Raw genomic sequence first — 22,340 nt, 5'->3', positions numbered from 1 at the left:
GTAATGAGCATAAAAAGCATTTTTCCGATTGATAAATGGGATTTTAAGACGGAGTCCATACTGGCTGACCTGCCGGCGGCCGATCTTGAATTATTGTTGAGCCGCAAATCGGAAGACATATACAAGAAAGGTGAGATCATTTTTCGCGAGGGGGCTTACCCTACCGGCATATTTTATGTCGCAGACGGAAAAGTAAAAAAGTATAAGGTGGATAAAGAGGGCAGGGAGCGGATAATTTATGTCGCCAACAAAGGTGAACTCATTGGGTACCACGCCATCTTAGCTGAAGATCGCTATCCGGATTCTGCAGCAACACTTGAGGAGAGTCGCATCACTTTTATCCCGCGCGAAGATTTCTTAGCAGTAGTGGAACAGTCTTCCACACTGGGTAAACGTCTGCTGAAAACACTGAGTCATGAATTTGCGGTGCTCTCCAACAATCTTTCAGCATTCGGTCAAAAATCCGTTCGTGAACGGCTGGCACTGCACCTGGTAATATTGCGGGAGAAATACAAAGTGGACTATGAGCCGGGTATGACAGTGGAGATTAATATGAGCAGGGAAGACCTGGCCGGGGTAGTAGGCACCGCCCGTGAGAATGTGGTTCGGGTTTTGACAGAATTTAAAGAAGAAGGCATTTTGGAAACAAAGGGCCGGAAAATTATTATTCATAACGTAAACCGTCTTATAGCAATTGCTGATTATAAATAAATCAATTTTTTACTTTAGTCAGCCCTGGTTGTTCTCGTCCTTACCGTACTTCCTCACCAAAACATTTTTTTTCGGTATTAAATATTTTAATGAAAAAGCCCACGAAGCTGCGTGCATCGTGGGCCATTAATTTTACCGGAGCAATTGCGTTTAATTCAATTGCAATGATGATGGACCAAACTCCTCAAAATGTATGGATGACCTTTCAACGCCATTCGCTACTAAAAACTCATAATGCTTAGCAATAAAAGGGGCGGGGCCACAGATGTAATAATCTGCACCGTCAAGCAGCACTTCTTCCTGTATCCTCGCAAGATCTACCCATCCCTGGTAAAGATTTCCTGCCTGATCAGCAACACTGTCATAAAAAACATGCTGGCTAACGTGTTCGTGATCGCCATCAATTTCCGCCAGTCTCTGTTTAAATGCATGAACCGTTTCATTACGACAGCCATGTACCCATTTAATTTGAGCTTTATTCGTTTCTTCCGATTGAAGAAGTTTTTCAAGCATCGCGATCAACGGTGTTTGCCCTACGCCACCACTGATAAATACTTTGGGACTCTCGCTCGCCTGGTTCAACACAAAGCTGCCAGCCGGAGCAGACAGTTCTACAACCGAACCTTCTTCAACATGATTGTGTAACCGGTTACTGATCATGCCATCCGGTTGAACACTGCCTGTTTCCTTTTTTACGGAAATACGATAATACTCGCCATTGGGTGCGCAAGATATACTGTACTGCCGCGGCTGCAATAAATTCAGCTGCGGAAGGAACAACCGCAAGCTGATATATTGCCCGGGTTGAAAATCCGCAACCGGTCCACCATCGGCAGGATACAAATAAAATGAAGTGATTTCTTCTGATTCTTTAATTTTCTGTTTTACCGCAAACGGTCTCCAGCCTGTCCAGCCACCTTTCTTTTCCGTTTGTTGTGAGTATAGTGTTTGTTCATGGCCAGTCATAATAGAAGCAAGTTGTTCATAAGCCTTCGTCCAGGCGTCCAATAGTTCAGAACTTGCAGCATCACCCAACACTTCTGCTATTGAAGCAATCAAATGTCTTCCGACAATTGCATAATGCTCCGGGCGAATATCCAGGCTGGTGTGTTTGTGACCAATGCTGTCAACAACGGGCATCAGCACAGCTGGGTTTTCAATATGTTCTGCATAAGCCAGCACTGCCATAGCAAGTGCCGTTTGCTGTTTTTTGTTTTGTTGATTGCCCATATTGAATACGTGCTTCAATTCCGGATTGTGGATAAACATGCGATTGTAAAAGTGTGTTGTCAGCAATACTCCATGTTCTTTTAGCACTGGAACGGTAGCCTTCACCAGTTGTTTCTGTTCGTTTGTCATGTTATTCATAGATTAAGAGAAGGACATTGCGTCTTTCGTCTTTGTTAAAAAAATAAGTAAGGGGTAGCAGTACAAATCTATTTACCGGTTGTGTGTGGCCATTGCCATTATTAGCGTTTTTGAAAACCAGGTTAGATCGTGTTTCCAGGATTATTAAATGCGGGGGCAAAGTTATAAAAAAAATAGTAAAAGATATTTTTATCTTCTATTTTTTGAGAAAAAATCTGGTCTGCTACTGAGAACAATAATGATACAACAATCGAATTAAGTTGAAAGACTATTTCTTTGCACTTGTTTTTACCCAAAAATGATCTTCGTAATTATCTGCAGTTTCTGCAGCATGTAACCGCTGAAGTTCTTCGCCTATGGCCATCAATTGATCCTGGGAAAGTGTTTCTTCCAGGTAGGGGAACAGCTCTCTTTCCTCATAACGGATATGGTCATTCACCATGGAAGCTAATGATTGGTAGGTATCAGTGTCAGCTTTTTCTTGTTTGATGGTATCGATAAGGGTTTCAATCCTTTGATGATCATCAACGGCTTTTTGAATAAGCATATTATCTTTCAGGATAAACAATATCTTTTCTTCTTCTTTAAAATGATGAAGCAGGTGATGTTCCCAATAATAGAGAACGTAGTTTCTTATCCGGCTTATATCTGCGCCCAGCGTTAATCCCTGGCGGATCTTCCAGCAAAAAAGCAGGCCGGAATGATGATCCCTCGATAAAGGCACAATCTTCTGATTTCTTTTCATAACGATTACAGCTTTGTTTTATTATCATCAACGACACCTGAGTAAATTACCGTTTAAGAAATACCATACTATTTTCCAATGCATCAGTTAGTGCACCAACTTTTGCGTTTTCCAATATTTGAAGAAGATCTTTTCGCACTTTTTTAAATTCATGATGAATAGGACAGGGCTTGGTTTCTGAACATTGCTTCAGGCCCAGTCCGCATCCCTGGAAAATTTTGTCGCCATCCACCGCTCTAACAATGCTGGCCAACGATTGTTTCCGGGAGGCTTTATCCAGGTAAAAACCTCCTGTTGGTCCCTTTGCTGACTGCAATATTCCCTTCTTACTAAGGTCTTGCAGGATCTTGGCTATAAAATGCTCAGGCGAATCAATTCCTTTCGCAATCTCTTTAATTCCGATCCTGTCGCCGTCTTTGGTTTTCTGGGCAATAAAGATCAGCGCCCTTATTGCATATTCACAAGTCTTTGAAAACATAATTTTCTTTTGCCCTGCAAAGATAAACGCTTTTAAAATAGAAGATATTCCGCTCTTTTATTGTTCAATAACGGAGCATCCTTTGTGCTCAACAAGTTCGGCCCGGGATTATTCATTTACATTTCATTTTGCGTATGTTTCTCTTGCTTAAATTTAAGCTATGAAAAAAATATTTCTAATTGCTGGGTTATTCATTTTACTCAACACCAATGCCCAGGTTGCAAAAGTTGGAGAACCATTGCCTGAATGGAAAGCAGGCTGGCTCGATCTTCATCATATCAATACCGGTCGTGGCAACGCGGCATACTATATTTTTCCTGACGGGACGACCATGCTACTGGATGCGGGAGAAATGGATCCGACCAACCCCAGGACAACCTCCAGGCGAAATACACCCATTCGCCCCGACGATTCCAGGCCGCCTTATGAATGGATCGTAAATTACATCAAGCAGGTAGCTCCGCAACAGAATAACAAAGGAATTGACTATGCACTCATTACGCATTTTCATGATGACCATTTTGGAAGTTTTTATCCGCAGGCTCCATTAAGCTCAGATAAAAAATTCGTGCTGACCGGTATAACCGGAGTTGGCGATCTTTTGCCATTTAGATTCCTGTTACAGCGGGATGATCATTATCCTGTACCGTTAGCAACAATTCTTAAAAGACTACCGCAGGACAATCATTATCGCCAGACCTGGTATAACTATCAGTCCTTTATAAACGTGGCTTCTACCAAAGGAACGCAGGTCCAATATTTTAAAGCCGGCTCGCGCACCCAGGTCGGATTGCTGCATGATAAAAGCTATAAAGATTTTTATGTGCAGAACATCAAGTCCAACGGTTGGATCTGGACGGGCAAGGATACTTCAACCACCCAGCATTTTCCTGCTATTGATACATCAAATCCCAAAACATGGCCCGACGAAAATTCGCTGAGCAATGCCCTGGTTATTCACTACGGCAATTTCTCTTACTATACAGGCGGCGATAATCCCGGTAATGTCTTTTTAGGTGATCCGGAATGGCGCGATGTTGAAACCCCTATGGCTAAAGTAATTGGTGCAGTTGACATTGCAACGATGGACCATCATGGCAATCGCGATGCGGTAAACGCAAATATGGTAAAGACACTGCAGCCGAACGTATGGATAGAGCAGGTATGGACAGCAGATCACCCAGGCCCCGAAACATTGATCCGTGTTACATCGCCTTATTTGTACACCGCTAAACGCGACCTTTTTGCAACCAATATGATGGAAGCAACCGAACTGGTCATCGGGCCACTTATCCAACAGTCGTACAAAAGTTTGCAGGGCCATATATTGGTTCGTGTGCTTCCCGGAGGCAAGCAGTACTATGTTATTATAATTGATGACAGTACACCCGGCAAATTGGTAAAGGCGGTGTTCGGGCCGTATGAGGCGAGGGGCAAGCTGTAGGTACGAAGTACAAATGCAAAAAGTACGAAGTACGAATTACGAAGTACTTAGGTTTGAACACGCTTTATTTCTTTAGCTTCATAACACGAATTGGCTGGCAATAAAAATTTATAGGATCCACATTCGGCCACTTTCGTACTTCGTACTTCGTATTTCGTACTTGATAATTATGCCTTGGTTTAACCGGCAACAAAAGTTAACACCACGTGAAGAAATACCCTGGTAGAAATTACCCTCTTATTTAATGTATATTTGGAGTAGAAATATTTAGCATGAGTGACGTTAAAAGTTTTTCATTTGTGTTTGAGGGGAAAGAATATTATGCCATTTTAAGAAAACGTCCTACCACACAAGGCTTTCAATACCATGTGCGGATAATGAATCACAAGCTCGATACGATGCTTGGACATGAGTGCAACAATTTTTTCTTAACAAAAGATGACGTTCCTTTCCCTGTTGCTACCGACAATAAAGAAGGCCGGTTAAGCAGTATTATATGTGACCGCGTAAAAGCGATGAACTAGCAGGAAGAGCCTGTTGCCGGGATAACCAGGTTGTTGCGGATAATATCATAAAGCGAATGTTTGGTGTTATCCGGTTCGCCATATATGTTTGTTGTTATCGGAATCCATTAATAACAGCTTTGTATTATTTTAGTCTTTTGATAATAGCATTGAATGGCGACAGAAGAACACATCCCAATACTGGGCCTAAAAGAATTTCAGCTTAATGATGGAGATCATCACGATTTCCTGTATCATGAGATACGGGGAAAACGGGTGATTGAAAAACCGCATAAGCACGACTTCTTCCTATTCTTGCTCTTTGAGAAAGGAAGCGGCACACACACCATCGATTTCGTTGACCACAAAATAACCAACCACCAGATCCATTTACTATTTCCCAACCAGGTACATAAATGGGTTTTAGGAAAAGATACTTCCGCGTTTCAGGTGATGATCAGCAGAAATGTTTTCGAAAACCTGTCGGCTTCACTTCGTTTTTCTTTCGCACTATACCAGCACCATCCGGTTATACCATTGCCTCAGCAACTATTCGAAACCTTATTGTATGAATTTGATGCAATACAGAAAGAGCTTTTTCTAAAACCGGTTAACACAGCCATTGTGAATTTAAGAAGCAGGATAATTGCGCAGTTGGTAAGCCGCGAAGCCGAAGGCAAATTTGAGGATATGGTAATTTATGATGCCAATCCGCTGTTGTATAAATTTCTCAATTTAATTGATGCACATTTGAGGGAGCAAAAGTCAGTGGCATTTTATGCTGCCCAATTGAATATTTCAGCTAATTATTTAAATATACTTTGCAGAAAGCATTTACATGTACCGGCAACTTATATCATCCATAACAGGGTTGTCCTGGAAGCAAAAAGACTGGTACATGCAACAGATAAATCACTAAAAGAAATATCGTTTGAACTGGGATTTAACGATCCCGCTTACTTTTCCAATTTTTTCAAAGCGCAAACAGGTCTTTCTCCGCGCCAGTTCAGAGATCAGTTATAATATTTACAAGTTCTATAATAAATATCGCACATTAATTGATGGCGTAATTTGTTTCTTTGTTGCAAAAAGGCAATGGCTGCTGACAATATATCCCGCAAAGCTTTCATCAAAAATTCCTCTATTCTGTTTGCTGGTTTAACTGCCGGTAGCGGAATGGCCTTTGGAAATTCCTCTGCATCAAATATGGAAGATAAAATTCACGCAAGCAGCAAAAAACAATATACGCTAAAAAACGTACGCCTCGAAACCGGTTTTAAGTACGAAGAAGGAGAAGTTACCGGCACTAAAACCGAGTTGTTTAGCGTAGAAATAGCCGATGGAAAAATAAAGAATGTTGCGCCCAATACAAACGCATCCGGGGCAATTGATGCCAAAGGGTTATTACTGTTACCTGCATTCAGGGAAATGCATATCCACCTGGATAAAACATACTACGGTCTTCCGTGGAAAGCACACCTGAAAAAGAATAAGTCAGTAAAAGATATGATCGCTTTTGAACAACAGGTTATCCCTGATCTGTTGAAAACATCAACGGCACGTTCAGAGCTGCTTATTGAATTGCTTCAGTCAAAAGGCACCAGCTTTGCCAGAAGCCATGTAAATATTGAACCTACTTCAAAACTGGATTCATTAAAGCATTTGCAAAAAGCCATTGAGCATAAAAAAGACAGTTTTGGCGCTGAGCTTGTCGCATTTCCGCAGCATGGCATTTATTATACACAGTCTGCAGATCTGATGAAAGAAGCGGCGACAATGGGTGTGGACTTTATCGGGGGACTCGACCCGTACTCCATTGACGGCAACATTGAAAAGAGTATGGACTTTGTAGTGCAACTGGCGCTTGACAACAAAAAGGGCATTGACATTCACTTACACGAATCCGGAGAATCAGGTCTGAAGACTGTTGAATACCTGATTGACAAGGTGAACGAGAACCCTGCTTTAAAAGGTAAAACATATATCAGTCATTGCTTTGTATTAGCCAAACTCGATAGCAAAAAGCTGGATGAAGTGGCAGAAAAACTGGCTGCCGCAAAAATTGGTATAAATTCAACCATACCGTTTGGAAGCACAATTATGCCCATCCCAACATTATACAAATATGGCGTGGAAGTGCACGCAGGCAATGATTGTATCGTGGATCACTGGAACACATTTGGCACAGGTAGCATTTTGCAAAAAGCCAATACTGCAGCACAGTTGTATGGCTATCGCACAGAATTTGATCTGTCAAGAATTTTAAAACTGGCGACCAACAATATTCTGCCATTGGATGACAATGGTATGATGCAGTGGCCTAAAGCCGGCGACAATGCAGATTGTGTACTTATCGATGCAAGCTGTTCGGCAGAAGCCGTATCACGCGTTTCACCTGTAATTTCGTTGATCCACAATGGAACAATCGTTTATTAAATTGCTATCACATGAATATACTTATTGCTTTAAGCTGTTTATTATTCATTCATTCCTGTGAGAAAAAAAACGAGAAGACCAGTATGGAAGATCATCAAAGCATTATCATAAATGCCGTTAAAAAAGGTCAGCTGCAATTAGTTGAGAAAGAACTTGGCAATGGTGCAGATGTAAACACTACTGATGAACACAAAAGTTCACTGTTGCTAATTGCAACGCACGATAACGATCTTGAAATGGCAAAACTGCTGGTAAAACATGGTGCTGATGTGAACCAGCAGGACGAGATATACGATTCACCATTCCTGTATGCAGGGGCTTCAGGATATGCTGAATTGGTAACATTGTTCCTTGCTAACGGTGCCCGGTTTGACGTTTTCAATCGTTACAACGGAAGTGCTTTAATACCAGCATGCGAGCGCGGCCACCTGGAAGTGGTTAAAATACTGGCCAATACAAAAGGTTTTCCAATTGACCACATTAATCGCCTTGGCTGGACTGGTTTGCTCGAAGCCGTTATTTTAGGGAACGGGAGCAGCAAATATGTTGATGTTGTTCGAATTCTGGTTAGTGCCGGATGTAACGTAAATATTGCGGACCACAACGGCGTTACCGCATTACAGCATGCAAAGGCTTCGGGATACAAGGATATAGCGGCTATATTAGAGAAAGCGAAATAGCATAAACCCATAATAAATCAGAATAAAAAACGCTCTTTTAAAGAGCGTTTTTTATAGCTGTTAACGATCCTGCAATCCGCGTGACCAATACGGGGTATGGCAGTTATGCTTTTGATAAAAGCGTCGAATAATTTTAAAGTACCGGACCTGGCTACATCTATTTTTGATGAAGGCATAAACTATTACCATCCAGATCTTTCAGCCATGCAAATCGTCCCCAGGGCGTATCATCAATTTTGCCCACCTCAATTCCTTTGGCCTTTATTGCTGCAACTTCTTTTTCAATATCTTCCGTTATACATATGATGCCGTGAAAGCCGACAAGGGAAATGGTTGTTTCATCACCGGGGAGTGCCATTTGTATCCATGTATCGCCATGCTGATCATCAGCTTCTACAAGAACTTTAAAGCCGAGTTCTAAATAAAATTGCTTTCCTTTTTGCCTGTCTTTTACAGGCAGCATGATAATTTCAACTGATTTCATTTTTGTGTGTTTTCGTATGAATAAATTGAATACAACAAAAGTAGCAAGGCTATGGCCGGACAGTATTTGGCATTTACGACAATCTTACCTGTTGATTGCGACATCACACTGCGCTAAATTTGTATGAATTATTGCCAATGAAACACGTTTCCATATTGCCACTTTTTGATGCAACACTTACGAGTATCGACAGTAGTCACCAGATCCTCACGCGGGTAAATGATTTTATGAGATATCAGCAACGTCAGCCATTCTATGAAGTGGAGATTGTGGGCGCCACAAAAAATATTGAACTCGGAGCTGGTCTCTATAAAGTTTCTGCAAACAAAACAATCAGCGAGATAGACAAAACTGATCTGGTTGTTCTTCCTTTACTATGCGGGGATTTTGCAAAAGCCATTCAAAAAAACAACGTGTATACTCAATGGTTAACGCGTCAATACCATAACAAGGCGGAAATAGTATGTCTTTGTGTCGGGTCTTTTTTTCTTGCATCCACCGGCTTGCTCGATAAAAAGAAATGCGCAGTTCATTGGGCGGCTAAGAATGAATTCAGGACAATGTTTCCGGAAGTTAGCATAATTGACGACAGCATTATTACTGATGAAAATGGTATTTACACCTGTGGTGGCGGATATTCATATCTGAATCTCTTGCTTTACATTATTGAGAAACATTTGGGACGGGAGATTTCTGTTCTTGTGTCAAAAATGTTCGAGATTGATATTGAGCGCAAAAGCCAGAATCCGTTTATGATCTTTGTCGGCCAGAAAAATCATGGCGATGAAATTGTATTAAATGCACAGCACCTGATAGAAAACAATCCTACGCAATCATACACCATCGATGAAATATGCCTGAAGTTGGGGGTGGGGCGACGAACTTTCGAAAGGAAATTTAAAAAGTGCACCGGAAATTCAGTTGCCGAATACATTCAAAGGGTAAAAGTAGAATTCGCCAAAAAGCATCTTGAGGCCGGAAGAAAAACAGTGAACGAAATTATTTATGAAACAGGCTACAACGATATTGATGCATTTAGAAAAGTGTTTAAGAAAATAACAGACTTATCGCCGATAGACTATCGCAAAAAATACGCGGTTTAATTTCAGCAGGGAAGCTCATTCCCATTGCAACAAATATCTTCGGGTAACCCTATGAAGTAAATCGTCTTGGCTTGGGTAAAAGTCACTGCAATTTTAACATGCAATAAATAAACTATATTTGAACAACTACTTTCCCTAAAAACAAATCCTCACATGAAAAAACGTTATTCGTGTTTACCATTGATATTCCTTTTCGTTTTCTCAAACATTTTCTGCAATAAAAATGAATATTCCAAAGAGTGCGGAGCCACGAAATCAACGGGAACTTCCATTAACTATGGTTGTTTTATTCCTTCTCAAATAACCGAGACTAATTGCCATATTGATGTCGGTCTGGGATTGTCTCAGATGGTTTTCACACTGGATATGCGAATGAGAGATTCAAAGCTTTATCTTGAGCGTTTAAAAGCTGCAAAAAGGAACTGCGAGCCTGTGTGCATCTCATTATTTAAGAACACCTGCTACATTTCAGAAATTTCACCTGCTAGTCCGGAAATCATCGACCGGTATAAAGGCTCCTATCCATGCAATGGCGAATCATTTTGATTGTTCCTCGCAGAATTGATATTTGCACATCCTCTCATTCGCATATTTGCACATTCTCCCATCCGCACATTTGCCCATTTTCCCATTCGCTCATCTGCAAATTCACCCCTCTGCACATTTGCACATCGCCTCCCGTTCCCTTACCTTTGCCGCCAATTTTTGCTGAAATACATGAAATACGAAAAAGAAATTAATCGCCGTAAAACGTTCGCTATCATATCCCACCCGGATGCCGGTAAAACCACACTGACAGAAAAATTCCTGTTGTTTGGTGGTGCCATACAGACCGCCGGAGCCGTTAAAAGCAACAAGATCAAGAAGCATGCGACGAGTGATTTCATGGAAATTGAGAGACAAAGGGGTATTTCTGTTGCAACATCAGTAATGACTTTTGAATACAAACATTTTCTTATAAATCTGCTCGACACCCCTGGTCACAAGGATTTTGCCGAAGATACATATCGTACCCTGACCGCGGTGGACAGTGTTGTACTGGTGGTTGACAGTGTAAATGGGGTAGAGGAACAAACCCGCCGGTTAATGGAAGTGTGCCGTATGCGCGATACGCCGGTGATCGTGTTCATTAATAAAATGGACCGTGATGGAAAGAACCGCTTTGACCTGCTGGAAGAGATTGAAAAAGAATTATCCATCAGTCTGCACCCAATGACCTGGCCGATCAATAGTGGTAAAGATTTTAAAGGCGTGTATAACCTGCACGATAAAAGCTTACTGTTATTCACTGCCAATACCAAGGCTGATGATGACAGCATTGTAATCGAAGACCTGAACAGTCCGTTGCTGGATGAAAAAACCGGTGAAAAAGACGCAGCCCTTCTTCGTGAAGATGTGGAATTGATTGACGGTGTTTACGGTGAATTGAATGTGAACGACTATCTGAATGGAAAGGTGGCGCCGGTATTTTTTGGAAGTGCCATCAATAATTTCGGCGTAAAAGAGCTGCTGGACACATTCACCCGCATCGGGCCAACACCGCGTGACAGGGAAACAAGCAAACGTGAAGTTGCGGCAGGGGAAGACAAATTCAGCGGTTTCATTTTTAAAATACATGCCAACCTCGATCCCAAGCACCGTGACAGGATTGCATTTTTACGCGTTTGCGCCGGCAAGTTTGAACGTAACAAGTATTATCATCACGTACGCCTGGATAAGGATATGCGTTTCAGTAACCCATATTCCTTCATGGCACGCAGCAAGGATGTGATTGAAGACGCGTTCCCCGGCGATGTGGTGGGTTTATTTGATACCGGCAACTTTAAGATCGGCGATACAATGACAGAAGGAGAGGATTTCTTCTTTACGGGCATCCCATCATTCTCGCCCGAAATATTTAAGGAGCTGGTGAACAAAGATCCAATGAAAACCAAGCAACTGGAAAAAGGTATCAGCCAGCTGACGGATGAAGGTGTGGCTCAGCTGTTTACACAGTTCGGTGGAAATAAAAAGATCATTGGTTGTGTGGGAGAGCTTCAGTTTGAGGTAATTCAGTACAGATTGCTACAGGAATATGGTGCTGCATGTGAATTCAGAACACTTCCTTTTTACAAAGCCTGCTGGCTAACAAGCAAGGATCAAAAAAAACTGGAGGATTTCCTTCGCTACAAACAGCAAAATTCCGGAGAAGACAAAGATGGTCATCCCGTGTACCTGGCTCAAAGCGAATGGTTCCTCAATACAGAAATTCAAAACAACCCGGACATTGAGTTTCACTTTACGAGTGAAATCCACAAATAATTGACAATGGAGAATTGATAATTGAAAATGTAATGCAGAGAATATTTCGCGGCACTTTCAGTTATCAATTCTCAATTGCATTCCTGAAACCTGATACCTGACGCCTGATACCTTATCTTCATTTTCAATTGTCAATTTTCAATTATCCATTGAACCTTCCCCTCCCAAATCCCTGCATTTACCTACCATCCATTATCTGTTTACCTAAATGCGGTTGAATTTGCATATTTGCGGTGTTTACTTTGGTGCATTAATTTAGACTACATGAACAACACTGCTTCTAAGCCAACCTTCACTAAATACCAGGTTTTTGTTATTGCGATACTTGCATTTATACAATTTACCGTTGTGCTGGACTTCATGGTGCTTTCACCATTAAGCGCCATATTGCTTGACAAACTTCACATTAACACATCTCAATTCGGATTCGTGGTTTCCGCCTACGCATTCAGCGCCGGAGCATCGGGCTTATTGTCCGCCGGTTTCGCGGATAAATACGACCGGAAGAAATTACTGATGTTCTTTTATACCGGTTTTATCATCGGCACGATCCTGTGTGGCCTTGCACCCAATTATCAATTCCTGTTGATTGCAAGAATTGTGACCGGCATTTTTGGTGGCGTTATCTCATCAATTGGTTTGGCCATTGTGACAGATATTTTTAAGATGGAACAGCGCGGCAGGGTTATGGGGTTTGTGCAGATGGCCTTTGCCGCAAGCCAGGTATTAGGCATTCCGGTAGGCCTGTTTCTCGCTAACAGATGGGGCTGGCATTCGCCTTTCCTCATGATCGCGGGTCTTGGTATTGCCGTTGGTATTATTATGACCATCTATCTGAAACCGGTTAACGAGCACCTTAAATACAAATCAGATCGCAATCCGTTTCATCATCTTGCTTCAACACTGGTTAAAACGCCTTATGCAAGAGGATTCCTGGCAACAACGTTACTTGCAACAGGAGGCTTTATGTTGATGCCTTTTGGAAGCGCATTCGGCATTCACAATATGGGATTGACGATGGAACAGTTACCTACCCTGTATCTCGTTTCCGGTATGTTTGCCATGGTGATTGGACCGCTGGCAGGCAAGTTGAGTGATAAGATAGGTAAATACAAGGTATTCTTCCTTGGCACTGTTATCAGCATTATTATGGTGCTGTATTACACCAGACTGGGCATTACCCCATTATGGGGTGTAATATTGATCAACATCTTCATGTTTGCGGGAATCACATCACGCATGATTGCATCCAGTGCATTAATGACAGCAGTTCCTGATCCACAGGATCGCGGTGCATTTATGAGCATCAACTCATCTGTTCAGCAAATTTCCGGAGGTATTGCGGCGGCATGCGCCGGACAAATAGTGGCGCAGACTTCTACAGGCTATTTAAAACATTACGATACACTGGGCTATGTTGTAACCGTATCAATGCTGATCACATTAGGAATGATGTATATCATCAACCGCCAGGTTCAGCAAAAGTTAAAACCCAGGGAGAGCCCAGTGGTGCAGCCGGAAGGAGCGTAGGAGAGGTATAAGGTATCAGGTGTTCAGAGCGAAGTTGAAAGAGTTCTAAGTGCCGGATATTAAGTTTTTAATGCGGAGAAATTTTTTTCTGCGCATTTTTTTATCGATGCCCACCCTTACACCTTACACCTCAAGCCTTATACCTTACACCTTATACCTGATACCTGACGCCTCATGCCTTCTACCTGAAACCTCCTACCTTTGCCCCATGCCACAATTCTTAATCTTAGCTGAAGACTTTAAAGATGGCGAAGCACTTGACAGAAGGCTCGCTGTAAGAGAACAACATTTAGAAAGGGCTCGCAACGAGCAAGCAAAAGGAATATTGAAAGTAGGCGGAGCCACAATCTCCGATGCTGGTAAAATGCATGGTTCTATGCTTGTTGTTGAACTTGAGAACCAGGATGCCGTAAAGCAGTGGATCGCTGAAGATCCTTATGTAACAGGACGCGTATGGGATGAGATCCGGATCGAACCTTTTAAAATTGCGATTATCTAATGTTGGAGGATAATTGTTACACAGACGTACGCAGAGAACCCACAGAGTGCACTGAGATTTTGCAAGACTTTTTATACCTCTGTGCAACTGTGTAACCAATACTATTTTCAATTCTCCATTTTCAATTTTCAATTAAAATGGTATTCCCAAATTAATGTAAGGCAAGATCTGTTTTGACTGATCACAATACATTGCAGTTACTTCCAACGGACCTAATAGAAAATTGTAGCCAAGTGAAAGACTGTATCCCGATAACAACGAAGCATTAGAAAACTGCAGCCTGTTGTTGCTGCTAACAAAATTATATGCGCCCGCATTGGCTTTTGCTGTCAGGAACAGGTTGGGAAACATTTGATAACGCAGCCCCAACTGAAGGCTTGCAACACTACTGGTGTTCACCGTTCCTTCATTTAGGCCTGCAAACGTTACCTGGTTGCGATATACGCTATTCATCCCGCCAACGTTGAAATCATTCAATATACTCTGAGCGTAGTTCAGGTTCATGCCGGCCTGGAACTGGGTCAGCAAGACATATTTGCGGGACAACTTCACATAATGCTCAGCATTCAACTTTGTCCTGGTATAGTTATTAAACGAAAAACCCAAAGAATCCTGGTTGCCTATCAGGTTGCCATTCATATAGAATTGCAGATCCGGATGTTGATTGTACACTGCGCCTGCCTCAAAATCTATCCTGAAACCGGTTTTGGGATAAATGTTGGAATTGAGCGTATTAAATTTAAAAAAGCCGTAGGAATTGAAGAAGTTATTGCTTCCCCTTAGTTCAAATTTAGAAGGTAAACCGGGTTTGTAAGCAAAAGTCTCAAATCTGGTACCCAATCCCAAAGCCATTTTCCTTTTTACACTTATCTGCGTACTCAGATCTACGGTGAAGTAGAACTGCTTGTACAAACCATCTTTCCTGAAATCAGAATATGAATTTATGTTCAGTTGTTCTATTTGTGATTTGAGAGATGCTGACAGGTTTTTAAGGGGGCCGACAAACTGTGTGTGCTCACCTTTTAACCGCATGTTTTCGCCAATGTTAGCAGTCAGGAAACTTCTTGAATAAGGCAGCAAGGTATTCCTGGTGGTAAAATTTCCAACGAGACTTACGCCGAGGAAGCTGTTGTAGATTAATCCCAGCTTTGCAAATGATAGCGGGTTCTCTTCTACCTCAAAAATAATCTTAGCGCTGCCATCCGGAAATGGCTGTAACGAATAAATTATTTTTTGATAATAGCGCGTGCCGAATGCTTTCCTGATGTGCTCAGATAACAGGGAAGGCGTGTAATATTTATTCAGTTCAAATTGTGCCCTGTGTATAAAGAAATCTTCCTGGGTTTGTTTTAATCCCCTTATTTCATAAGCTGTTATATAAACAGAATCTTCTTTTTTAACAATGTTGCCCGGATCTTTGTACGCAGTCGGGTATTTGGCGCGCAATGAATCAGCTAAATGTTTTAATGTCGGATATAATTCCCTGCCACGTTTTACTCCTTCGTCAATTATTTCGTCAGAAGAACCAAAACTCCCCATAGTGTAATCTGTTAACTTATGCGGCACATATATATCGCATAACTGGCGCTCAAGTTTTGAATCCGCATCTTCGCGAAAGAAAGCAACCTGGAGCAGTATCTGAAATACGTTCTTGATCTTTTCGGGAGGTAGCAGGCCCTGCGCAACGTTACTTCCGATTATAAAATCCGCTCCCATCTTTTTGGCATCAGTCACAGGAAAATTTCTCACGACGCCACCATCAATCAATTTCCTGTTCTCGTAATTCACAGCAGTAAAAACAGAAGGGATAGCCATACTGCTTCTTACAGCATAAACAAGTTCTCCTTTCTGCAAAACAACTGCTTCGCCCGTAGATACATCTGCGGCAATACATCTGAACCCTTTTGGCAGCTTTGAAAAATCTTTAATCTTATAAACAGGAAAAAATAATTCTGAAAATTTGAGCCATAATTCTTCAGATTCCAGAACTCCGCTTGGAAAACGAAATCCATGATTTACCCATGGCAGTTCTACTGCATATTTGTTGTATTCATCTTTTTCTTCCATGGTGAGCGAACGAAGCGAAGAGGAATTGGTGAGGAGTAGCTCCCAGTCAATGCTGCGGGCAATTTTTTCGATCGTATCTGCCGAATATCCACATGCGTACAGCGCCCCCATGATGCTTCCCATGCTTGTACCGGTAATATAATTAACACGAATACCTGCTGAATCAATGGCTTTCAGAATGCCAATATGTGCAAGCCCTTTGGCTCCGCCGCCACTTAATGTAACACCAATTTTAGGCGCATTTATATTCTGAGCCGCAAGGTTCATTACAAAACAAACAACAAAAAGGGTTACCAGAAGTCTTTGCATCAGCACATGATTCAGAAATAAAAATACAATGTAACGATGAATCTGATATATAAACCTCTGTGAAAGAACATTAGCTAAACTTTTATTGGAATTTGATTTGCGGTACAATTCATCCGATTGCAAGCAGATTATGATCAAAATTTTGACATTAAATAAGGCATTAGATATAAATGCTTTTGTAATATTGCCGCATGCACACAGTCCTTATAAGAAACATACGAAGCCTGGTAAATACAAGGAAAGAAACGGGAATATTACGCGGAGAAGGATTGAAAGAACTGCCTTGTATTGATGATGCTTTTTTGTACGTGGAAGATGGCATTATTAAGGCTTTTGGAAAAATGCAGGACTTGCCGGAGCATTTGACCGCAATGGATATCATTGATGCTGATGGAAGCTATGTATTGCCATGCTGGTGCGACAGCCATAGCCATCTTGTTTTTGCTGCAAGCAGAGAAGAAGAATTTGTCGACAAGATCAACGGCCTGAGTTATGCTGCTATTGCTGCCAAAGGCGGAGGCATTCTTAACTCGGCGGCAAAGCTAAACGCAACTTCTGAAGATGCGCTATATGAAAGTGCTTATAAGCGGTTAAATGAACTTATTGCGCTTGGTACCGGCGCACTCGAAATTAAAAGCGGTTATGGACTGAGTGTGGAAGGCGAATTGAAAATGTTGAGGGTTATAAAGCGGTTGAAAGAAAATGCCTCCATACCCATTAAAAGTACTTTTTTAGCGGCACATGCCTTTCCCGCAAAGTACAAAAATGATCACGAAGGATACATCAGGCTGATTATTGAAGACATGTTACCTGTAATTGCAGAAGAACAGCTGGCAGATTTTGTTGATGTTTTTTGTGAGGAAGGATTTTTTTCAGTGGAAGAAATGCAGCGCGTTTGTGAAGCCGGAGCTCAATACGGGCTAAGGCCGAAGCTGCATGTGAATCAATTGAACAGCATTGGAGGTATAGAAGCAGGTATTGCTTTAAATGCAGTTTCGCTGGACCATCTTGAAACGCTGACTGAAGACGAAATAGAACATCTGTCATCCCCAACCTGGCAGGGCTTGTGTACCTTATTGCCCACGGCTGCCTTTTTTCTGCGCATGCAATACCAACCCGCCCGGCAGCTGATCGACGCAGGTTGTGCAGTTGCCCTGGCGTCTGATTTTAACCCCGGTTCTTCGCCCAGCGGTAATATGAACTTTGTGGTGTCACTTAGCTGTATCCAAATGAAAATGCTTCCCGAAGAAGCCATAAATGCGGCCACTGTGAATGGGGCATTTGCTATGAATTTAGAAAATGAAGTTGGAAGTATTACTATTGGAAAGAAAGCAAATATTATATTTACGAGGCCGATGTCCTCACTTGCTTATTTGCCGTACGCTTTTGGAAACAATATGATAGAAAAGGTTATGATCAACGGATCGTTTGTTATGACTCGCTAACACGATGACAGCTTTGCCAGGAAATATTTGCTCATTAAAACCGGATATGGATGCTGAAAAAAAAGAAAAAACATGCCGATTTAATAACAGCTACAATAGAGGATGGACTGGAATTACGTGTATCCGACAAAGACACAGGCCTTAACTTCCTTGTCGATTTTTTCAAACAAATACGTCCTAAATCCACACAGTTTGCGACCGCCGCAGAAACCAGGATGCAAACCGCTATTCAGCAACTGCATGAACATCCTTCGGTACTCAGGAATTTACAGGCAGCAATGCTTTCACAATTGATCAATACCAATCTTATTCCTGCTTTAACTGAAAGCGGCGTATTGAAAGCGCGTGGTTTTGTGCAGGAACTGGTTAAAAGGATCAATCATAAATTTTTGCCTGCACTGCAGGATGAAAATGACTTTCTGTATGTAATCAATCGCGTATTTTACAAACACAATGATTATGTTTGGGTTGAGCGCATTTCCACCGATACCTGGCAGGTATTTTTTGAAACTCTTGGGGTACCGTTAAGCAAAAGCAATCACCTGCTGCAAAAGCAGTTGTTTAAGTCTCTGATCGTTCTGTCTTATAAAATTGTTTCCTTAAGTTATGATCACGAAGTTCATGCGGTAATTCCTGAGGAATATGTTGATGAAAATCCGTTTATTGAGCAGAATAACCTTTCCGTCCTCATCACGGAACTCGAAGCAAAAGAAAATGTCCCTTATGACGAAGTAACCAAAGATGCAGACAAGCTTGACAGCGTATTGGACACATGTCTCGCCTGCCTGCAACAGATGAAGGAAACACAAGCAGAAGAAGGCGCCAGCTTATCGCTTACATATACACTGCTCGTAATGGAAACCTGCCTTAACCGCATGAAAATCATTGTAGCCTCGGCGGATACTGATCAAACATTCCATACCTACAAAGTTGTTGACTTTTTTATCCGGCTTATCCGGAATGAAAAACGCAAAAACAGTATCAGGGAACTATCGTCCCAAAGCCTTGGTTACATTGCCTACCGGATAGCAGAACATAAAGGAATTAAAGGCAATAAATACATTACTTCCTCCCGGCGCGAATACAATAAAATGATCATTAGTGCCATGTGGGGAGGTTTGATCATTTGCTTCACCGCTGTATTTAAAAATCTGCTTACAAAAGTCCATTTTCCCCCGTTTTGGGCAGGCGTGGCCTATAGCGTCAACTACAGCCTCGGGTTTCTTTTAATTGAACATACGCATTCATCACTTGCAACCAAGCAGCCGGCTTTTACGGCAAGTGCACTTGCTGAGTCACTGGATAACAGGAAGAATGATCAACCTAATCTTTATAGCCTTGCAATTACTGTATCCAAAGTGATGCGAAGCCAGGTAGCATCTTTTTTTGGTAACCTGATCATCGTTTTTCCCGGTAGCTACCTGTTGGCCTGGCTATACGAACTGTGTACACACAAAAAGATTGTTGAAGGTGCACAGGCAATGAATTTACTGGAAGACCAGCATCCCTGGCACAGCTTGTCCCTCGCCTATGCCATGAACACAGGCGTATTTCTTTTTATCAGCGGGCTGCTGGCAGGTTTTGTACAAAACAAAATTCAGTACGGAAAAGTGAAGAAAAGGCTGGAGCGCCACCCCGTACTCACACTAACAATGAAGAAGGAGAGAAGAGAAAGATTTGCCGCTTTCATTGATCACTATGCCGGAAGTATTGCCGGTAACGTGGCGCTTGGCTTCTTTCTTGGTATGGCCGGATTGGTGCCAAAAATATTTGGGATCCCGTTCGATATCAGGCATATCACCATTTCTGCAGCGAATACATCCATTGGCATTTATGGCGTCGGTTTTACCAATTTAACCTGGCAATATATTTTAGTTGTAATATTAGGCGTATTAGGCATTGGTTTCATCAATTTTTTAGTTAGCTTTTCACTCGCGTTTATAGTCGCAGTAAAATCGCGCGGCATTAAGCTGAGAGAATACCCCGAATTTCTTAAAATTCTTTTGCGCTATTTTAAAAAGTACCCCATGCGTTTTATTCGCCCCGGCAAGGGTGCAGCTAAGGAAGATACTTTAGCAGTAGCAATGCCGGACGTTTAAATAGAAACAGACAATCATATTTTTTAAATAATTAAAGCTTTGATTGACATGCAACATCTTACTGTTTACAACAGGCATAACCTGGCACAACTGACCAACATTAGACGTTTTGAGACCAAGATGGGAGAGCGTATACTTGTACTGGAAAATGGCAACAACATTGAACAGGCAATTGCTGCATCTCCGGCAAAATTTGTATTATTCGGTATACCAGAGGATATAGGCGTTAAAGCAAACATGGGCGTCGGCGGAGCCGATACAGTATGGATGCCTTTCCTGAAATCTTTTTTAAATATTCAAAGCAATGATTTTTTACAGGGCGATGAAATACTGTTGCTGGGACACCTTGATTTTAGCGAGCTCGCTTTGCTGATAGAAACAAATGCACAGGGGCATTCAGAACGCGTTGAAGCTTACCGCCATGCGGTTGAGACAATTGACAATGCAGTTGAGCACCTTGTTAAAGTAATTGCACAAAACAATAAGATCCCCATTGTAATTGGTGGCGGACACAACAATGCATACGGCTGTATTAAGGGCGCAGCAAAGGGCCTGTACCAGGCTGGACTAATACCTATTGCAGAAATAAACGCCATTAATCTTGATGCGCACAGCGATTACCGCCCAACTGAAGGCCGACACAGTGGTAACGCATTCCGTTATGCGGAAGAAGACGGCTACCTGGAAAAATATTGTGTAATAGGTTTGCACGAAAACTACCTGCCGCAAAATGTATGGATGGATATCGTGAACAATCCATTTATGGATGTTATTACTTATGAAGATATTTTCCTGCACGAAAAACATACATTCCTGCAGGCGGTAGCGCATGCCACAAGTTTTACAGACGACACCTATTGCGGCATTGAATTGGATCTGGACATAGTTGAAAAGGCTTTGAGCAGCGCTACATCACCTGTTGGTATCACCACATTCCAGGCAAGACAATACATTCATTATGCCGCCGGCGATTGCCAGGTGGCTTATTTACATATTTGTGAGGGAGCCACGCAATTAAACGACGGACGCAAAGATCCTGCAACCGGCAAGCTCGTCTCTTACCTGGTGAGTGATTTTATCAAAGCGCTTGTGGTGAGTAAGGAGATAGTGTAGTAGCTATGAGCTCTGAGCCATCAGGTATCAGGTTTCAGATAATTAGCAAGCCACATTCAGGAATTAAGAAATACCATTTAACCAGTGCAAAGGTTTAAGATCCAAATGCATTGGTTATTTTGTTTACAAGAGCAAGCTTTATTTTTCAAGACAGGACATAAGGCGCCAATGCTGATTGCTAAAAGCTGATAGCCAATTTCATTAGTCTAAATAATTATTCAGATGATTATAAATCGGTATATTTGGGTATGAAAACGTTAACGTTGAACATACCTGATGAATTGGATCTGAACAGCCGAGATGTTGCGTTGCTCGTGTCCACACGTCTTTATGAGTTAGGCAAACTTTCTCTTGGACAAGCTGCAGACGTAGCAGGTCTTTCTAAAAGAGCCTTCGCTGAGTTATTGGGAAGTTACGATGTTTCAATCTTCAATTTTCCAGCGTCAGACTTATCAAGAGATGTAAGCAATGCCTAAACCAATAATCTCTGACACTAGTTGTTTTATCATACTTGCCAAAATTGGACATTTGGAGATCTTACATCATGTTTATGGTGGAATAATCACAACTCCTGATGTTGCTAAAGAATATGGCGAAAACCTACCGGACTGGATTGAGATTCGATGCGTAAATGACAAATCAAAACAGCAGTTACTCGAAATGCATATTGACAGAGGAGAATCAAGTGCCATTGCATTGGCACTCGAAATGCCCGGTAGCACTTTGATTATAGATGACTATAAGGCACGCCAGATTGCCGCAAAGCTGGGAATAGCGTTCACTGGAACAATAGGTGTTATCATTAAAGCCAAGCTTCTTGGCTTTATCCCTTCTATAAAGCCAATTCTACAGGAGATTAAAAAGACTAATTTCCGATTGTCTTTAGACCTTGAATTACAAGCTTTAAAAGAAGCCCAGGAATGAATGCTCCTTAGAAGCCAAACAAGTTTAGTTTTCCATTTTACTTTAACAAACGAACACAGCTAACTTGATTTTTAGACAACACTGCCAAAGCTGACAGCTGA

General features: G+C 41.8%; 21 protein-coding genes. 16 read left to right on the top strand and 5 right to left on the bottom strand.

All coding sequences use genetic code 11. The features are described from left to right. The first annotated feature begins 3 nt into the window (after positions 1-3). On the top strand, positions 4-711 hold the full coding sequence (locus QTN47_RS10975) for a Crp/Fnr family transcriptional regulator (RefSeq protein WP_369329414.1): 708 nt from the start codon (positions 4-6) through the stop codon (positions 709-711). 150 nt (positions 712-861) lie between these two features. Here the strand turns inward: QTN47_RS10975 and hmpA are convergent, their stop codons facing one another. The 3 genes from hmpA to QTN47_RS10960 form a co-directional block, all read right to left on the bottom strand. Beyond that, positions 862-2,070, bottom strand: a complete 1,209-nt coding sequence (gene hmpA, locus QTN47_RS10970; protein ID WP_369329413.1) for an NO-inducible flavohemoprotein — start codon at positions 2,068-2,070, stop codon at positions 862-864. Between the two features lie 277 nt (positions 2,071-2,347). After that, positions 2,348-2,824, bottom strand: coding sequence for a hemerythrin domain-containing protein (locus tag QTN47_RS10965; protein ID WP_369329412.1), 477 nt, complete (start codon positions 2,822-2,824; stop codon positions 2,348-2,350). A gap of 46 nt (positions 2,825-2,870) precedes the next feature. Then, the gene (locus tag QTN47_RS10960) at positions 2,871-3,302 is read right to left on the bottom strand and encodes an RrF2 family transcriptional regulator (RefSeq protein ID WP_369329411.1); all 432 of its coding nucleotides are present in this window, start codon (positions 3,300-3,302) and stop codon (positions 2,871-2,873) included. Between the two features lie 160 nt (positions 3,303-3,462). On the opposite strand from QTN47_RS10960, the gene QTN47_RS10955 reads away from it, so the two are divergent. The 5 genes from QTN47_RS10955 to QTN47_RS10935 all read left to right on the top strand — a co-directional run bounded on the left by QTN47_RS10955 (position 3,463) and on the right by QTN47_RS10935 (position 8,365). Beyond that, the gene (locus tag QTN47_RS10955; RefSeq protein ID WP_369329410.1) at positions 3,463-4,746 is read left to right on the top strand and encodes a ComEC/Rec2 family competence protein; all 1,284 of its coding nucleotides are present in this window, start codon (positions 3,463-3,465) and stop codon (positions 4,744-4,746) included. A 272-nt stretch (positions 4,747-5,018) separates the two neighbouring features. Beyond that, positions 5,019-5,270, top strand: a complete 252-nt coding sequence (locus QTN47_RS10950; RefSeq protein ID WP_369329409.1) for a hypothetical protein — start codon at positions 5,019-5,021, stop codon at positions 5,268-5,270. A gap of 153 nt (positions 5,271-5,423) precedes the next feature. Next, positions 5,424-6,272, top strand: coding sequence for an AraC family transcriptional regulator (locus tag QTN47_RS10945; RefSeq protein ID WP_369329408.1), 849 nt, complete (start codon positions 5,424-5,426; stop codon positions 6,270-6,272). Positions 6,273-6,344: 72 nt separating this feature from the next. Beyond that, a complete protein-coding gene (locus QTN47_RS10940) occupies positions 6,345-7,685 on the top strand; it encodes an amidohydrolase (RefSeq protein ID WP_369329407.1) in 1,341 nt (446 codons plus the stop codon). 11 nt (positions 7,686-7,696) lie between these two features. Beyond that, entirely contained in the window at positions 7,697-8,365 is a 669-nt protein-coding gene (locus tag QTN47_RS10935; protein ID WP_369329406.1) for an ankyrin repeat domain-containing protein, read from the top strand. A 157-nt stretch (positions 8,366-8,522) separates the two neighbouring features. Here QTN47_RS10935 and QTN47_RS10930 read toward each other — a convergent pair whose 3' ends face one another. Further along, a complete protein-coding gene (locus QTN47_RS10930; RefSeq protein WP_369329405.1) occupies positions 8,523-8,849 on the bottom strand; it encodes a VOC family protein in 327 nt (108 codons plus the stop codon). Positions 8,850-8,986: 137 nt separating this feature from the next. Here QTN47_RS10930 and QTN47_RS10925 point away from each other — a divergent pair, with 137 nt between their 5' ends. The 5 genes from QTN47_RS10925 (at position 8,987) to QTN47_RS10905 (ending at position 14,282) form a co-directional block, all read left to right on the top strand. Beyond that, on the top strand, positions 8,987-9,952 hold the full coding sequence (locus QTN47_RS10925) for a GlxA family transcriptional regulator (RefSeq protein ID WP_369329404.1): 966 nt from the start codon (positions 8,987-8,989) through the stop codon (positions 9,950-9,952). Positions 9,953-10,105: 153 nt separating this feature from the next. Further along, on the top strand, positions 10,106-10,498 hold the full coding sequence (locus QTN47_RS10920; RefSeq protein WP_369329403.1) for a hypothetical protein: 393 nt from the start codon (positions 10,106-10,108) through the stop codon (positions 10,496-10,498). Between the two features lie 171 nt (positions 10,499-10,669). After that, on the top strand, positions 10,670-12,253 hold the full coding sequence (locus QTN47_RS10915) for a peptide chain release factor 3 (protein WP_369329402.1): 1,584 nt from the start codon (positions 10,670-10,672) through the stop codon (positions 12,251-12,253). Between the two features lie 264 nt (positions 12,254-12,517). After that, entirely contained in the window at positions 12,518-13,783 is a 1,266-nt protein-coding gene (locus tag QTN47_RS10910; RefSeq protein WP_369329401.1) for an MFS transporter, read from the top strand. Positions 13,784-13,991: 208 nt separating this feature from the next. Then, on the top strand, positions 13,992-14,282 hold the full coding sequence (locus QTN47_RS10905; protein WP_369329400.1) for a YciI family protein: 291 nt from the start codon (positions 13,992-13,994) through the stop codon (positions 14,280-14,282). Positions 14,283-14,414: 132 nt separating this feature from the next. On the opposite strand, the gene QTN47_RS10900 is transcribed toward QTN47_RS10905, so the two are convergent. After that, the gene (locus tag QTN47_RS10900; protein WP_369329399.1) at positions 14,415-16,658 is read right to left on the bottom strand and encodes a patatin-like phospholipase family protein; all 2,244 of its coding nucleotides are present in this window, start codon (positions 16,656-16,658) and stop codon (positions 14,415-14,417) included. Positions 16,659-16,849: 191 nt separating this feature from the next. On the opposite strand from QTN47_RS10900, the gene hutI reads away from it, so the two are divergent. The 5 genes from hutI to QTN47_RS10875 all read left to right on the top strand — a co-directional run bounded on the left by hutI (position 16,850) and on the right by QTN47_RS10875 (position 22,239). Then, complete coding sequence (hutI, locus tag QTN47_RS10895) at positions 16,850-18,103, top strand: imidazolonepropionase (protein WP_369329398.1); 1,254 nt, start codon at positions 16,850-16,852, stop codon at positions 18,101-18,103. A 50-nt stretch (positions 18,104-18,153) separates the two neighbouring features. Beyond that, entirely contained in the window at positions 18,154-20,202 is a 2,049-nt protein-coding gene (locus QTN47_RS10890; RefSeq protein WP_369329397.1) for a site-specific recombinase, read from the top strand. Between the two features lie 48 nt (positions 20,203-20,250). Next, the gene (locus QTN47_RS10885) at positions 20,251-21,315 is read left to right on the top strand and encodes a formimidoylglutamase (RefSeq protein WP_369329396.1); all 1,065 of its coding nucleotides are present in this window, start codon (positions 20,251-20,253) and stop codon (positions 21,313-21,315) included. Between the two features lie 248 nt (positions 21,316-21,563). After that, on the top strand, positions 21,564-21,791 hold the full coding sequence (locus QTN47_RS10880; protein WP_369329395.1) for a UPF0175 family protein: 228 nt from the start codon (positions 21,564-21,566) through the stop codon (positions 21,789-21,791). Next, positions 21,784-22,239, top strand: a complete 456-nt coding sequence (locus QTN47_RS10875) for a PIN domain-containing protein (RefSeq protein ID WP_500683529.1) — start codon at positions 21,784-21,786, stop codon at positions 22,237-22,239. Before QTN47_RS10880 ends, QTN47_RS10875 begins: the two co-directional genes overlap by 8 nt. Positions 22,240-22,340: the final 101 nt, after the last annotated feature.

This window comes from Danxiaibacter flavus, from assembly GCF_041060425.1.
Taxonomy (GTDB): domain Bacteria; phylum Bacteroidota; class Bacteroidia; order Chitinophagales; family Chitinophagaceae; genus Danxiaibacter; species Danxiaibacter flavus.
The sequence above is the reverse complement of the archived record's forward strand: the minus strand, read 5'-3'. Positions and strand labels throughout refer to the sequence as shown.